This window comes from Micromonospora sp. WMMD1128 (genome assembly GCF_027497235.1).
Lineage (GTDB): Bacteria > Actinomycetota > Actinomycetes > Mycobacteriales > Micromonosporaceae > Micromonospora.
Genome location: NZ_CP114902.1, coordinates 1,952,371 through 1,967,593, shown reverse-complemented (window position 1 = coordinate 1,967,593; position 15,223 = coordinate 1,952,371). Strand labels below are relative to the sequence as shown.

At 72.1% G+C, this 15,223-nt stretch carries 12 protein-coding genes; 2 read left to right on the top strand and 10 right to left on the bottom strand.

Going from position 1 to position 15,223, the window contains the following annotated elements; translation table 11 throughout:
• Positions 1-24: 24 nt before the first annotated feature.
• Positions 25-2,721 carry a sugar-binding protein gene (locus tag O7602_RS09265; protein ID WP_281587881.1) on the top strand — a complete coding sequence of 899 codons (2,697 nt, stop codon included), beginning with the start codon at positions 25-27 and terminating at the stop codon, positions 2,719-2,721.
• A 137-nt stretch (positions 2,722-2,858) separates the two neighbouring features.
• Here the strand turns inward: O7602_RS09265 and O7602_RS09260 are convergent, their stop codons facing one another.
• The 10 genes from O7602_RS09260 to O7602_RS09215 are packed head-to-tail and all read right to left on the bottom strand — an operon-like array spanning position 2,859 to position 14,311.
• Positions 2,859-4,085, bottom strand: a complete 1,227-nt coding sequence (locus O7602_RS09260) for an MFS transporter (protein WP_281587880.1) — start codon at positions 4,083-4,085, stop codon at positions 2,859-2,861.
• Positions 4,082-5,845 carry a carbamoyltransferase C-terminal domain-containing protein gene (locus O7602_RS09255; protein WP_281587879.1) on the bottom strand — a complete coding sequence of 588 codons (1,764 nt, stop codon included), beginning with the start codon at positions 5,843-5,845 and terminating at the stop codon, positions 4,082-4,084. Before O7602_RS09255 ends, O7602_RS09260 begins: the two co-directional genes overlap by 4 nt.
• A gap of 37 nt (positions 5,846-5,882) precedes the next feature.
• Complete coding sequence (locus O7602_RS09250) at positions 5,883-7,241, bottom strand: hypothetical protein (RefSeq protein WP_281587878.1); 1,359 nt, start codon at positions 7,239-7,241, stop codon at positions 5,883-5,885.
• Between the two features lie 3 nt (positions 7,242-7,244).
• Complete coding sequence (locus O7602_RS09245; protein WP_281587876.1) at positions 7,245-7,469, bottom strand: hypothetical protein; 225 nt, start codon at positions 7,467-7,469, stop codon at positions 7,245-7,247.
• A gap of 8 nt (positions 7,470-7,477) precedes the next feature.
• Positions 7,478-8,413: an ornithine carbamoyltransferase gene (locus tag O7602_RS09240; protein WP_281587875.1), complete on the bottom strand. Its 936-nt coding sequence runs from the start codon at positions 8,411-8,413 to the stop codon at positions 7,478-7,480.
• A complete protein-coding gene (locus O7602_RS09235) occupies positions 8,410-9,468 on the bottom strand; it encodes a hypothetical protein (protein WP_281587874.1) in 1,059 nt (352 codons plus the stop codon). The genes O7602_RS09240 and O7602_RS09235 overlap by 4 nt, the downstream gene beginning before the upstream one ends.
• The gene (locus tag O7602_RS09230; protein ID WP_281587873.1) at positions 9,465-10,385 is read right to left on the bottom strand and encodes a diiron oxygenase; all 921 of its coding nucleotides are present in this window, start codon (positions 10,383-10,385) and stop codon (positions 9,465-9,467) included. The genes O7602_RS09235 and O7602_RS09230 overlap by 4 nt, the downstream gene beginning before the upstream one ends.
• Positions 10,382-11,392, bottom strand: a complete 1,011-nt coding sequence (locus tag O7602_RS09225; protein WP_281587872.1) for a pyridoxal-phosphate dependent enzyme — start codon at positions 11,390-11,392, stop codon at positions 10,382-10,384. The genes O7602_RS09230 and O7602_RS09225 overlap by 4 nt, the downstream gene beginning before the upstream one ends.
• A gap of 3 nt (positions 11,393-11,395) precedes the next feature.
• Complete coding sequence (locus O7602_RS09220; protein WP_281587871.1) at positions 11,396-12,799, bottom strand: amino acid permease; 1,404 nt, start codon at positions 12,797-12,799, stop codon at positions 11,396-11,398.
• Between the two features lie 3 nt (positions 12,800-12,802).
• Positions 12,803-14,311, bottom strand: coding sequence for a coproporphyrinogen-III oxidase family protein (locus O7602_RS09215; RefSeq protein WP_281587870.1), 1,509 nt, complete (start codon positions 14,309-14,311; stop codon positions 12,803-12,805).
• Positions 14,312-14,730: 419 nt separating this feature from the next.
• Between O7602_RS09215 and O7602_RS09210 the strand changes: the two genes are divergently transcribed.
• Complete coding sequence (locus O7602_RS09210) at positions 14,731-15,222, top strand: YbaK/EbsC family protein (RefSeq protein ID WP_281587869.1); 492 nt, start codon at positions 14,731-14,733, stop codon at positions 15,220-15,222.
• Position 15,223: the final 1 nt, after the last annotated feature.

Here is a 15,223-nt window from a genome sequence, read left to right as displayed (position 1 = left end):
CTCGCGTCACGCGAAAGGATCCACATGCGCATCAAGGCGTTCCTGCTACCCACGGCGCTCGCCCTGGCCCTGTCCGGGACACCGGCCATGGCTCACGCCACCCCCACCCACAACCAACCGGCCCACGCCGTCGACCTGGATGTTCTCTTCGTCAGCGCGCACCCCGACGACGAGGCCGGCAGCCTCGCCACCCTCGGCCAGTGGAAACAGAATTACGGCGCCAAGGCCGGCGTCGTCACGATCACCCGTGGAGAGGGGGGAGGCAACGCGGTGGGCCTGGAGGAGGGACCACCGCTGGGCATCATCCGGGAGCGCGAGGAGCGCACCGCGATCGGCAAGGCCGGGGTGGAGAACCTCTACAACCTCGACCACGTCGACTTCTGGTACACGGCCTCGGCACCCCTGTCGGAACAGATCTGGGGACACGACGAGACGCTGGGCCAGATCGTCCGGGTGATCCGGCAGACCCGGCCCGAGATCCTGATGACGATGAACCCGTCCCCCACCCCCGGCAACCACGGCAACCACCAGCAGGCCGCCCGGTTCGCCGCCGAGGCGTTCCAGGCCGCCGCCGACCCGAAGGCCTTCCCCGAGCAGATCCGCCGGGAAGGACTCAAGCCGTTCCGGGCGGCGAAGCTCCTGCGTACCGGCGGCACCGGCACCTCGTCCACCGGGCCGCAGTGCGCCTCCAGCTTCGTGCCGGCCGTCCCGACCGACCAGGTGTTCGGCGTCTGGGAGGGCGCTCGCGCCGCCGACGGCCGGACCTGGGCCGAGATCGAGGTCGAGGCCCGCCGGCAGTACGTCACCCAGGGCTGGGCGAACACCGCCGCCGCCCCCACCGACCCGTCCAAGATCCGCTGCGACTTCTACACCCTGGTCGACAGCCGCGTCCCGTACGACCCGTCGGACACCTCCCCTGAGGCGATCCTGCGCGGCTCGGTGCTGCCCCCGGCGGCCGGCGGCCTGCCCGGCGGCACCGAGTTCCACCTGACCACCGACCGGTTCGACGTCACCCCCGGGCAGAGCGTCAAGGTCACCGCCCACGTGCGGGCGCCCCGGAACCGGGCGCTGACCGCGCCCCGGGTCGCGCTGCGACTGCCCGCGGGCTGGACCGCCACCGGCTCCGGCGCGCTGCGCGGCGCCGTACCGGCCGGCAAGGAACGCACGGCGACCTTCACCGTGACCGTCCCCGCCGACGCCGGCACCAATGCCCAGCAACTCCTCGGCGGCACCCTGACCACCCGCCAGGGCACCGGACGCACGGACCGCGCCGTCCGGGTGGTCGCCGACGTGCGCGGCACCCTGGAGCCGCTGCCCGAGGTCGGGCTGTTCCGCACCTGGGCCGGCGACAGCGGCTACCCGCAGCTGGACACCCTGATCAAGCCGGTGCTGACCATCGGCTCCGGCAAGAGCCGGTCCGTCCGGATCGACCTGCGCAACCACGGCAGGAAGCCGCAGAGCGGCACCGTCACCCTCGGCCTGCCGGCCGGCTTCACCGCGGACGCGGCGACCAAGAGCTACACCGGCCTCGCACCGGGCGCCACCGGAGCGGTCACCTTCACCGTCACCAACAGCGACACCGGCCTGCCGACCGCCAACGAGGGCGGCGACGGAGGCGACTACGGCGTCACCATCACCACCACCAGCGGCACCGGCAGCACCGTGGAGACCGGCGCCCTGGAGATCGTGCCGACGAGCGTGGTGCCGCGCGCCGGGCAGGACCACGCCGTCGACGGGGTGGCCAGCCCCGGCGAGTACCCCGGCGAGGAACTGGACCTGTCCCGCATCTGGGAGGGAGCGGCCACCACCGAGCAGGATGCCTCGGCCAAGGGGCGGATCGCCTGGACCGAGGACTCCCTGCTCGTCTTCGTCCAGGTCACCGACGACGTGCTCGGTAAGAAGGTGGTGCCGCAGGACTGCAAGCGGCAGCGGCGTACCGACAGTGTGGAGATCATCGTCGACCCGAAGGGGAACTCGAGCGACACCTCCACCGTGTTCAAGGCGGGTATCTTCCCGGTCACCGACGACCCCGCCAACGGCGACCCGCCGTGCTGGCAGCGGGACGCCGACAACCGGCAGGGACCGGGCGCCACGACCGCCCCGGGGATGACCGTGGTCAGCAAGGTCACCGCGCCGTACACCGGCTACACCATCGAGGCACGCATTCCGTACGCGGTGCTGCCCGACGCGATCGACCCGGCCCGGATGGGCTTCAACGTGCTGGTCTACGACTCGGACACCCAGGACCTCAGCTCCCAGTCCCGGCTGGGCTGGTCCACGTTCACCGGCGTCCGGGCCGACCCGTACCGCTACGGTCTCGTCACCCTGCCCGGGCTCACCCCGGCGTCTCGGCAGCCCAGCACCCCCGTCTTCCCGGACACCGCCGCGCGCAGCGTGCACAGCGCGCAGACCATCGCGCAGTCGGCGGTGGACGGCGTCGCTCCGGCCGCCGTGGCCCGGCTGCCCGAGCGGGCGCTGCGACTGACCGGACCACGACGGGTGACCGGCGGGGTGCGGGTGACCGTCCGCGCCGACCGCGCCGGGACGGTGTACCTGCACAGCTACGACGGCGACCGATCGCTCGGTGAGCGCTCGGTGCAGCTACGCCGCGGACGCGCGACGACCGTCGTGGTGCCGGTGACCGGAGGCACACCCACCTCCGTCCTGGCCGCCTTCGAGAGCGGCGGCGCCGCCCTCGCCCGCCGGGTCCCGTTGACCTGACCCGGGCGCGCCGGAACCCCTGGCGGATCGGCCGGGGGTTCCGGCGTCGGCAGGCGCCGGCCCGGGCGGGTCACCGCACCGCACACGGTGGCCGGCACCGGCCTGCACCGGACGCACGGCGCGGACCGGATCCGCTGTCAACGGCGAAGCCCGTGGCGGGACTGGACCAGATACAACACGCCGGCCAGGAGGGACAGGACACCGGAGAGGACGATGGCGGCCGGGTAGCGACCGGCCGCCATCAGGGTGCCGTAGGCGAGGGAGGCCACGGCGCTTCCGGTGAAGATGCCCATCCGCTGGACACCGTTCACGAAGGCGCGGGTGCCGTGCGCGGCCCGACTGTTGGCGAAACTGTCAAGGACCGGCATCTGGGCGTAATGGGCCCCCTGGCGCAGCAGATACCAGAGGACGAAGAGGCTGGCCGTGCCGGCGGTGGCGCTCAGGAACTGGAGGAACAGCGCCGCGATCATGGCGAGGCCGGCCACGCGGAGAGCCCCGCCGCGCTTCATCAGGGGGAACAGGACGAAGATGCCCAGGACGCTGGCCAGGCGGTCCGCGACCAGGAGCCAGCCCAGCGACTCGGTGGCCAGGTGCAGGTAGTTGACGGCCACCAGGTTGATGAAGCGGATGGCGAGGACGCCGGCGCCACCGACGAGGACGGCCAGGGCGAACAGGCCGGTGAGGTGAGCGGCGTCGGCGCGCAGCGCCGGCAGGACCGGCGGGCGGGACTCGCCGGGCGCGCGGGCCGGCCGGGCGCCGCGACGCCACATGGCTGTCCGGGAGATCCCGATCAGCAGGGCCAGCACGGCTGAGCACAGCAGATCGAAGCGGTACCAGCCGGCGCTCTCGTCGCCGACCCGGGCGAGCAACACGCCGGCCACGTTGCCGACCGCGGAAGCGGTGAGGAAGGCGACGAAGCCGGTGCGGAACACCGCGAAGCGCGCCTGCTCGTCGTCGATGGCCGAGGCGAGCACGGCGTTGACGCTCACCAGCATCAGCGCGGAGCAGACGCTGTTGAGGCCGAACAGCACCAGGTGGGCGGAGAGGCTGTCGACGAACGGGATCGCCAGCATCGTGCCGGCGAAGCCGAAGCTGCTGAGCAACATCATCGGTTCGAGGCCGAGCCGGTCGGTGAACGCGCTCAGCGGCAGCACGATCACCGCCATGACGGTGAAGCCGACCGAGAAGACCTGGCCGGCGCCGGCCGGCGAGATGCCCACCTGCCCGAGGAACAACGCGTAGTACATGTCGAACAGGCTGGTCGCCAGGCCGAAGAAGACCTGGCTGAGCACGAAGCCGGTGCGGACCCGCCGCAGGTGGTGCTCACGGCGGGTCGCGGAACCGAGGTCCGGAAGCAGAGTCACCGGGCGTTGTCTCCGGTGAGCGGCGTGCGCGCGGGATGGGACGCGCCGAGTTCCCGCCCGGACTTGGTCACCAGGATCCCGTCAAGGTAGAGGTGGTCGAGTTCGGTGCGGACGAACGTGCAGAGGGCGTGCAGCGGTGTCTCGACGATCGGCTCGCCGGCGTCGTTGTACGACGTGTTCAGCACGATCGGCACCCCGGTCAACTCGTGGAACGCGGAGATCACCGCGTGGTAGGCCGGATTGTCGGCCGCCGAGACCGTCTGCAGGCGGGCGGTGCCGTCGACATGGGTGATGCTCGGGACGCTCTCCCGATGGGCCGCGCTCACCTGCGGGACGAGCAGCATGAACGGGCTCTCGCCGGTGAAGTCGAACCAGCTGTCCGCGTGCTCGACGAGCGCGGACGGAGCGTACGGGCGGAACGGCTCCCGATGCTTGACCACGGTGTTCAGGTAGTCGCGCATCGCGGGGTGCCGCGGGTCCGCCAGCATGCTGCGGTTGCCGAGCGCCCGCGGGCCGATCTCGGAACCGCCGCTGAACCATCCGACGACCCGGTGCGCGGCGAGCAGCTCGGCGACGTCGCGGGGGCCGGCCTCCCGCCAGGTCAGCTCCACTCCCGTGTGGTCGACGACCGTGCGCAGCGCGTCCAGCACCTCGTCCCGCGTGTACGCCCGGCCGAAGGACGCCGTCCGCATCACCGCGGGACGCCGGGCGCCGAGCAGCTCGACGCTGCCGTGGAGGGCCGCGCCGATCGCGACACCCGAGTCGCCGGCCGCCGGCGGGATGAAGACCTCCCGGAACGGTGACTCGGCGCGCACCCGCTCGTTGGCGACCGAGTTGAGCATGACGCCGCCGGCCATGCAGAGGTGGTCCGAGCCGGTCAGCTCGTGCGCCACCCCGGCGAGGTGCAGCATCGCCCGCTCCAGCTCGGCCTGCACGTGATAGGCGACGTCCTCCGCGAACGGCGACTGCCAGCGCAGCGGGTCCGCCGGGTCGTAGCCGGCGCCCTCCTCGGCGAGCAGCCGTTGCCAGATGTCCTCGAGGTCCTTCTGGGCCGAGCGGATGTCGAAGCCGTCGAACGTGAGCCAGTCACCCCAGTCGGGACGCGGCCGGCCGTAGGGTGCCAGCCCCATGGTCTTGCCCGCCTCCGGATAGCCCCCGCAGCCGAACACGCCGAAGTCCGGGGTGCCGTACCTGGTGACGAAGCCCAACCTGGTGGTGAAGAAGTCGTAGAACAGGCCGAGGCTCAGGTCGGAGTAGTCGGCCGGGTAGCGGCAGGCGGCCACCGGTTCCAACCGGTCGCCGGTCCCCCGGAACAGGGTGTGCTTCTCGATGGTGCTGTCCGGGAACCGGGCGCCGGCCTGGTCCACGACGAGGACGGCCGCCTCGTCGTACCCGGAGGGGTAGTAGGCGACGGCGGCGTGTGCGCGGTGGTGGCCGGGCAGCGGCAGCGCGCGGACCTTGGTCTTGTCCTTGATGGGCAGCTCGCGCAGGATGCGGCGGACCGCCCCGTCGCCCAGGGGGCGGTTGCCGACCACCAGGTCCACGTCGTCGATGCCGGCGCCGACCGCGTCGAGGCAGTAGGTGACCGCCTTCATCGGCAGGGTCTTGGTGATGCGCTCGAAGTGTCCCTGCACGAGGAAACCCTCGGAGTGCTTGATGCGGTCCAGGCGCTCCTCTTCGACGGCAACGGCGATCTCGCCGTCGCGCACCAGGCAGGCAGAGCGGTCGTGGCTGAGGTTCAGGCCGAGCACGAGAGACATCGGACTCCATTTCCTTCGTCGGAGCGGTACGGGCGGGTCAGGGCGTCCTCCGGGCCCGGTCCATCGCCTCGGCGAGGCCGTCGAGGATCCGGAGCGCGTCGTCGCGCAGCGTCAGCGGGTCGGTGGTCCGCAGGAAGAGCAGGCCGGCGTAGCCGAGCACGCCGGTGTTCGGGTGGTAACGGGGCATCGGCGTGCCCGGCTCCTGAGACTGACCGCGCACCAGTTCGACCGTGGTGGCGGGCGACACCAGGGACGACCAGTCGACATGGTCGGGATCGAACGGGGGCAGCACCGGCCAGGGCTTGCCCGACGAGTCGGACGCGATGACCGAGAGGGACGCGGCGGCGCAGGTGGCGTCCGCGGGCAGCAGCAGCCGACCCGGCACGTCGGGCGCCTCGTCGAGCGCGGCGGCGTGCTGGAGGGCGATGAGGTCGACGCCGTAGACCTCCAGCAGTTCGCGGGTGACGGCCGCACCACCGGCGCGGGCCGCCGACTCCAGGAGCCGCACCGAGCCGTCGGCCATCAGCTTGAACTCGGTGTGCGTGGCGCAGGTGTCCAGATCGAGCGCGTCGACGGCACGGCGGGCGACGTCGGCGATGCGCTGTTGCAGCGCCGGCGCCAGCACACACGGCGCCTGGTTGCTCAGCTCCACGTACACCGGGATCGTGGGCAGCCGTGCGGTGATCGCCAGCGGGTGGTAGGTGCCGCCCGCCACCAGCCCCTCCACGCTGAGGTAGTCGCCGAAGCCGGGCTCGGTGTACCAGCCCTCCGTGCTCGCGTCGATGACCTCCTCGGCCAGGAAGCGGGGTCCGCCGGCGCTGCCGTGCTCGGACATGCCCGACTCCCGCGCGGCGTCGACGGCCGCCGCGAGTTCCCGCCACACCGGCTCGGGGTCGTCGCCGGGCTGGATCGTGGCCTGCCCGATCGAACCCGCGCCGAGGACCGACTTGACGATCACGGGACCGTCCAGCTCGGCGCAGGCCGCGGCCAGGTCGTCGAGCGAGTCGACCGGACGGAACGCCGGATTCGGTACGCCCGCCGCCTCCCAGGCGCGCCGCATGAGCAGCTTGTTGCGGGAGGTCGCCGCGCCCGGGCCGGGCCCGGGCAGGCCGAGTCGCAGGCAGGCCGCCGCGGTGGGCACGACGCAGAACTCGGAGAAGGTGAGCACGGCGTCGGCGCGTACGGCGGTGGCGTGCTCGACGATCTCGTCGGCCAGTGGGGCGTCGGGCCGGGCGTGGCGCAGTTGTCGGCACAGGCGGAACAGGAGTTCGCGCTGCCAGGGCAAGGGCTCGCCGACCAGCAGGACGTCGACGACGGCACGGCTGGTGAGTCTCGGCAGCAGGTATTCCAGCGCGGGCCCGCCCTTGCCGTACACCAGCAGGGTCACCGGTTGCATGCGTCATCGCTCCTGTTCGCGGAAGGCCGGTCGGTGTCTGCCGGCCGGGGTCTGCCATAGGTAGGTACGCAGGGACATGCGCATGGCGCGCAGTTGCCCGTCGATGGCGTCGAGGTCGTCGCGGGTGGGACGCCGCGGCGCCGGCCCGAGCAGGGGCAGCAGTACCTCCACCGCTTCCAGCAGGCACAGCACCGCGTCCCGCTCGGCGGTGGCCGGCCCGGCGTTCACCGCGACGGTCAGGTGGTTGAGGTGCCCCAGAAGGTCTGCAGGACCGCCGTCGCGCTGTCCAGTTTCATCCGCGCCTGCTGCCACACCAGGCTCCGCGGCGAGTCGAGGACGGCCGCGGACACCTCCTCCCCTCGGTGCGCCGGCAGATCGTGCAGGAACACCGCTTGCGGCCAGCGACTCAGAAAGTCCTCGTCGATGTGGAAGGGCCGGAAGGTCTGGCGCCACAGCGGGTCCTCCTTGACGGTTCCGGTGGTCTGCCACCGTGTGGTGTAAACACAGTCGGCGGTGTCCGGGAGTTCGTCCCGTTCGTGGGTCTGGCGCACGCGGGCGCCCGGCACGGCGTCCTTCTCCGCCGCGGCCAGGCTCGCGGCGTCGAGGCCGTAGCCCGGCGGGGTGTAGAGGGTCAGCTCGGCGCCCGGGATCCGGGCCAGCGCGTACGCCAGCGCGGAGGCGGTGTTGTTGCCCTCGCCGACGTACAGCACCCGGATGCCGTCCAGGGTGCCGCGATGCCGTCGCAGCGTCGCCAGGTCGCACACCGCCTGCGTGGGGTGTTCCTCCCGGGCCATCGCGTTGATCAGCGGCAGGTTTCCGGCGTCCCGCATCCGGGCCAGCTCGGCGACGGTGCGGGTGCTGCGGATCACCACCCCGTCGAGCATCAGGCCGAGGATCCGCGCGGTGTCCTCGGCGGACTCGCCGGTGTTCGTCTGCAGGCTCGCCGGCCCGTAGTCGAGCACCTGCGCGCCGAGTCGGAGCGCCGCCACGCCGAACGCGGTGCGGGTCCGGGTCGACGTGCGTTCGAAGAGTGTCGCCACCACCGTGCCGGTCAGGGTCGGCGGCACCGCGCCCGGGTCGTCGGCGACCCGGACGGCGGCCTCGACCAGGCAGGTGAGCTGGGCGGCGGTGAGATCGCGCAGGGAGATGAGGCTGCGCCGGGTCCCGGTCATCCGAGGTCCACCGTCGACCCGAGGCCCGCGGCGGCGGCGTGGCGGCGTACCTCCTCGATCAGGGCGACGTCGAGCACGCCCATGCCGAACGGATTCACCACGGCGTAGGAACGTGTCGGTACGCGCTGGTGCCGGCCGGTGATCAGGCCGCCGATCGTGCCGTCGATCGCCCGGCCGGTCGTCGAGCCGGGGCGGGTCACCCGACCGTGCGCCATGAGTCCGCCGAGCGGGCGTCTGGGGTTCTCCGCGACCAGATCGACGTCGTCGACGTAGAGGGCGCCGGCGGCGAGCAGCGCCTCGGCGGTCAGGTCCGCCAGCGACACGTTGACGACCAGGGCGCCGGCGGGAATCCACTCCGGCGGCAGATAGCCCTCGTCCGCCGTGGTCGTGGCGATGATCACCTGCCCGGCCGCGACGGCCGGGGCCGCCTCGGCGGTGATGCGTACGTCCAGCCCGGGGCGGAGCCGGCGCAGGCGTTCCGCGAGGCCGCGGGCGGAGGCGCCGACGCGGTCGTGGAGCGTGACCCGGGACAGGCACGGAAGGGTCTCGAGGAACAGGGCCGCGTGGGTGCCGCCCTGCGCTCCGCAGCCGAGCACGGTCAGGCTCTCCGCGTCCGTGTGCCCGGTGAGGTCGACGGCGACGGCGGAGACGGCGGCGGTGCGTACGGCGCTGATGATCCCGACCTCCACGACGGCCGTGATCCGGGCGGTCTCCGGGTCGAAGCAGAGCCCCACCCCGCTCGCGCGCTCCAGCCCGACCGCCGGGTTCGAGACGCTGGCGTTGATGATCTTCATCCCGTAGGCGCCCGGCACCGCCGCGGGCATCCCGATCGACCGGGTGTACGCGCCCCGGCCGTTGTTCCAGCGCAGGTATGCCTCGCCGGGCAGCACGCAGCGCCCCGCGTCGTGGTCGGCGAGGGTGCGCCGGACCAGCGCCACCACGTCGAGCGCGTCGAGGCAGCGCAGGACGTCCGCGCGGGACAGCACCGCGACGCCGCCCGGCCCGCGCAGCCCGGGCAGTCCGGCCGTGAACCATCGGCCGACTGAGGTGGTCACAGGAGTCCCTCCTCGTGGAAGGCGTCGAGCCCCTCGGGCAGGTCGAGCACACCGCAGGAGCGGAACAGTTTGACGGATTGGACGGCCTGCTCGCGTGCGCCCCGCCGCACGGAATCCGGGTGGTAGACGTCACGTACCACCTCTTCGACCTGCGCGGGGGTGAGTCCCGCGGCGGCCAGGTTGGCCCGTGCGGGCCGCAGGTCCGGCCGCAGGCTGTGCCCGATCAACCGGGGCAGACATCTGGCGGTCTCCCGGCGTGCGGCCGGGTCGAGCCCCGCCCACAACTCGCGGAACAGGTGGGCGAAGAAGGCGTGGTGCCTACCCTCGTCCCGGGCGTGGTCGCGGACCGTCTCGCGAACCAGCCCGACCAGGTCGGGGTCGTTCGGCAACTCGGCCAGCAGGGTGGTCACCAGCGTCTCGAAGACGACGACCTGCAACAGTTGCGGCAGCGTCCCGCGGCGCGGCATGACGTCGGACGAGATGCCGTCGAGACGGTTCAGGAACGGGGTGAAGTCGTACGGCAGTGCCGCGACCCGGTTCGCCGACTCCAACTGTCGCACCACGTCGAACGAGTAGAGCGCGTGGTACGCCTCGTCGCAGTAGATCTTGTAGGCGTCGAACCGGACGTCCCGGCGCAACGGCACGTCCGCCCGGCCGTTCGCGAGCATCTCCGTGGCCCGGTTGACGACCCTCGTCTCGAAGTGGGCCGTGAACGCGAAGTAGTGGTAGGTGTGCCGGGCGACCAACGCCGCCCGGGCCTCGTCGTCCAGGCGGTCCACCAGTCGGTGGCCGAGGTAGGGGATCAGCCGGGCCGGGAAGAGCACCTTCCCGCCGTCCAGCTCGTCGGTGAGCACCCGGCGCGGATCCACCCGCACGCCCGCGCGGTCGAACCAGTCCCGCATCGGTTCCGCGGTCACGCGCTACTCCATTCCACCGGACCGCAGGCGGCGGCCGGCGGTTCCGCGCCGAGCCCGTGCACCGCCCGCCAGGCCGGTGAGTAGACCGTGTCCAGGTAGTTGCCGGCGCCGTCGGCGCAGACGCAGACGACGTCGCTCAGCCGGTCCCGCTCGATCAGCCGCAGGGCCGCCGCCACCAGGGCGCCCGAGCTGGCGCCCACCCCGATGCCGGTCTGCTCCAGCAGCCAGACACAGGCGGCGACCGCGTCGGCGGGACGGACCCGTTCGATCGGACCGTCGCCCGCGGCGACGAAACCGGAGTGTTTGCTGGAGCCGATGCCGGACAGCAGCCGCGGCCCCTCGGTGTGCCCGACCGCGTACGAGCCCGGCACGTCGACACCGACGACCGTCCACTTCGTCGCGCGGGCGGCGTAGCTGCGCATCCCGGCCAGGGTGCCGCCGGTGGAGACGGCGACCAGGACGACGGTGTCGGCGGGAACCTGCCGGGCCAGTTCCGGCGCGGTGCCGCCCTCGTGCGCGCCCGGGTTGGCGGGATTCTCGTACTGGTTGGTCCAGCGCAGGGTGGGCCGCTCGGCGAGCATCCGTTCGACCGTCTCAAGTCGGCTGAGCAGGTAGCCGCCCCGGCCGTCCTCGTCGGTGGCCACCACCACCGAGGCGCCGAGGCGGTGCAGCTGGCGGACCGCGTAGGCCGGGGTGCGCGGGTCGACGACCGCGGTGAACGGCACGTTCGCGGCCGACGACAGCGCGGCCAGGGCCACGCCGAGATTGCCCGACGTGGACTCGACGATGCCGCTGACCGGGTCGAGCTGGTCGGTGACGGAGTCGAACAGGGCGACGGCGGTGCGGTCCTTGATCGATCCGCACGGGTTGAACGACTCGAGTTTGAGCCGCAGCATCCCCTCACGGCCGCCGGCCGTCACCGGCACGGAGGCCACGGGGGTGTCGCCCACCAGCAGCGAGACCAACGCGGCACGTGGTGGCGGGGTGGCGAGGCCGGGACCGGTCATCGGTCACCGTGCCCCGACGGGCTCGGCGGCGTCCGGCTCCGGCACCCCGACCGACCGGCGATGCCGGGCGTGGACCGCGTACGCCACCAGGACCGCCAGCAGCAGCGGCGCCCCGCTGAGCACCGGCACGCTGAAGGTGTCGCTGACCGCCATGGTCACCAGCACCGCGGCCAGGACGACGATGGCCAGCACCACGGCCCCGGCCAGCACGGGGTCCGCCGGGCGTTCCGCACGGCGGTAGGCGAGGTAGGTGGCGAGGATGAGGATCCAGGTCAGCACCGCCCCCGACAGGGAGAGCCCGACCAGCGCGAGGAAGGCCCGCTCCGGGACGACCGCCGCGAGCAGAGCGGCCAACAGCAGCCCGGCGCCGGAGACCAGCAGCGCGGGGAGCGGAACGCCGCGCCTGTTGACCCGGCCGAACACCCGCGGGGCCTGGCCGCTGCCGGCCAGTCCGTACAGCGTGCGGCTGGCGACGTAGACGTTCGTGTTCATCGCGGACAGCGCGGCGGTCAGCACCACGAGGTTCATGACGTGCACCGCGGCCGGCACCCCGGCGATGTCGAACAGCCGGACGAACGGGCTGGCGTCGACCGAGCCGCCCGCCGCCGCCTCGGTCCACGGCACGATCGAGACGACGACGGCGGTGCCGAGGACGTAGAACAGCAGCAGCCGCAGCACCACGCCGCGGGTGGCGGAGACGACGTCCCGGCCGGCGGTGCGCGCCTCGCCCGCGGCCACGGCGAGCGCCTCGGTGCCCATGTAGCTGAAGGTCACCAGCACCATGCCGAGCCAGATGCCGCTCATGCCGTGCGGCGCGAAGCCGCCATGGTCGGTCCAGGCCGACAACCCGGTCGCCGGCCGACCGCCGAGGCCGACGAAGACGGCGACGGCGCCCAGGCCGACGAAGACCACGATCGCGATCACCTTGATCATCGCGAACCAGTACTCGAACTCGCCGAACACGCCGACCGTGAACGAGTTGACCACCAGCACGAGCGTCGCGAACAGCACCGCGGGCACCCACAGGGGCAACTCCGGCCACCACAGCTTCAGGTAGATGCCGACCGCGAGCGCCTCACCGCCGATGTTCACGACCTGGGCGATCCAGTACCACCAGCGCTGGGCGAAGGCGGGGCCCCGGCCCAGGTACCGCTCGGCCATCCCACCGAATCCGCCCACCTCGGGATGCGCGGCGATCATGCGGGCGAGCGCGTAGGCGAGGGTCACGGCGACGGCGCCACCGATCGCGTAGGCGATGGTGACCGCCGGGCCGGCGGTCGAGATCGCCTGTCCGGATCCGAGAAAGAGCCCGGTGCCGATCGCGCCGCCGAGGCCGATCATTCTCAGCTGGCGTCCGGAGAGGTCCCGGCGCAGCGATGCGCCGCCGGTCGGGGATGGGGTGGCCATGGCCTAGTGCTCGACCGTCAGCGGCAGTGGGCGGCGGCCGGCGGCGGACACTCCGGCGCCGACGGGATCGCGTTCCAGTGGTGAGAAGTCGTACCTGTCGAGCGGGTCCCGCTTGAGGTCGACGATCCGGGAGTTGGCGTCCTGGACCCGGGCCAGGACCTGCGGGCTCACCATCCGCAGGGCGATGCTGTCGGCCACCGGCACACCGTTGTCGGTCAGTCGGATGGCGTCGTCGTCGATCCGGATCAGACCGTGCTCCCGGTAGGGCGCCAGCTCCGCGGCGAAGTGCTCGGCGGGGTCGACGCCGTAGCGGCGGCGGAAGTCCTCCCGCCCGACGCCGCGCGAGCGCAGGTTGAACATGACCGCGCGGCGCATTCGTTCGTCGGTCGACAGGTGCACGCCGTGCCAGACCGAGGGTTGGCCCGCCTCCACGCGCTGCATGTAGCCGTCCATGGTGCAGTCGTTGTAGTACTGCGTGTTCCCGACGTAGCCGAAGCCGGAGACCCCGAACGGCAGCAGGTTGGTGTCCTCGATGGAGTCGTACTTGTTCTCCTGCTGGCGCGAGTGGGTGGACGCCTTCGAGTAGTAGAAGAGAGGGCCCCGCCGGAAGCCGAGTCTGCGGGTCAGCGCCTCGGTCATGAAGTGCATGAGCAGCCGACGCCGCAGGTCGGGGAAGATCCCGGGCTCGTTGCGGTAGTGCGCCGAGATCGGGTCGGCCTGCTTGAACATCAGCGGGAAGATGTTGAACTTCTCGACGCCGTACTCGATCAGGCTGGTCAGCGTCGTGTACCAGTTCTCCTCGGTCTGGTACGGCAGACCGAAGATCAGGTCGACCGAGTGGTTGTCCAGGCCCCGCTCGTGCAGCAGGTCGAGCAGCCGGTAGACGTGGGACGACTCGTGCCCGCGGTTGAGCTTGCGCAGCACCCGGTCGTCCATGGACTGCACGCCGAAGACCCACCGGTTCACGCCGGAGTCGCGCAGCGCGTCGAGCCGGTCGGTGTAGTCGGGGGCGTCGATGACCGACGGGTGCAGCTCGAAGGTGACCTCGGCGGTCTCCGGGAGGTCGATGTGCCGCCGGAGCTGGGCGAAGAGCGCCGTGATCTGCGGGGCGGACAGGTAGGACGGGGTGCCGCCGCCGAAGTACACGGTTTCCGCGCTGACCGGGTGCGGGAGCATCCCGGTCACGAGCGCGATCTCGCGGTGCAGCGCGGCGAGGTAGCGGGCCACCCGCGGGGAGTCCGGCCGGATCTCCTTGGCGAAGTGGCAGAACGTGCAGCGCTGTTCGCAGAACGGCAGGTGCAGGTAGACATTCGCGTTCCGGGTCAGGCCGGCGAAGGTCTCGGCCGGCGTGATCTCCGCCATCGCCTTGAGGGGCGGGTACGTGCCGACCAGATAGTAGTTCTCCACCGGTTGCAGAATGCCGATCTCGGCGAGCGCGGTGATCGGCATCGCGTCCAGGCTTTTCTGGGCCTCGGCGAGAATTTCCCCGAAGGGCGGAAAGGATTGAGCCATGAGTCAGCCTCCAGTGGTCCCGGGGCGGGCGAACGGCATGTGTGGCGGCTGCGGGCGTGCGGATGCCACCACCGCGATGTGGCGGCCGTGCGCACGGAGCAGCGGAAACAGCCTGCCGCCACGGCGTGGCGCAGGGTGATGTCAGCAGGTCAACAGGTGGATCTGGTCCGCCGAGTGGCGTGGCTCATGCGCGATTAACTCCCCGTGTCAGCGCTGCGTCGAGTTACCGCGAGGGTTCAGCGGATCACTCTTTGTGGCCGTGAAACAGTTAACTCATGCCCGAGGGGTGATGTCAATGGAACTCTCAAGATCATCCCTGTGGACGGTGGCACGGCGCCACGCGGCGCGGCGCACCCCACCACGCCATCCACGTCGGACATTGTCATGAGCGCCGGTCCTGGGCCGGTAGTGTCGGCGGAATGACAGAGTCGCGCGATGCGTTGCCCACCCCGATGCGCATTCTCGACCGGGCCGGAGCGGCCTATGCGGTGACCGTGCACCGGGCCATCCGCACCGCTGACGACGTGACGACGTGGCTCGACCTGCCGGTGGAGCGATCGGTGAAGACCCTGGCCTTCGAGGGCGCGCGGGACGGGCTGGTGCTGGCGGTGCTGCCCGGGCCCGCCCGGCTCGACTACCGGGGCCTCGCCGAGGCGGTCGGCACCTCCCGCTCGCGGCTGCGCCCCGCGGACCCGGCCGCGCTCGACGTGCTCGACATGGAGCCGGGCGGCGCCAGCCCGCTCAGCGACGCCGAGGGCGTCGTCACCGTCTTCGACGTCACGGTAGCCGGCATGGGCCCCGTCTACTGTGGCAGCGGCCGTAACGACCGCACCCTCCAAGTCGACGGTCGGGACCTGCTCCGGCTCGCCCGCAACCCCCGCGAGGCACGCATCGCCCGCCCGGCGGGCTGAC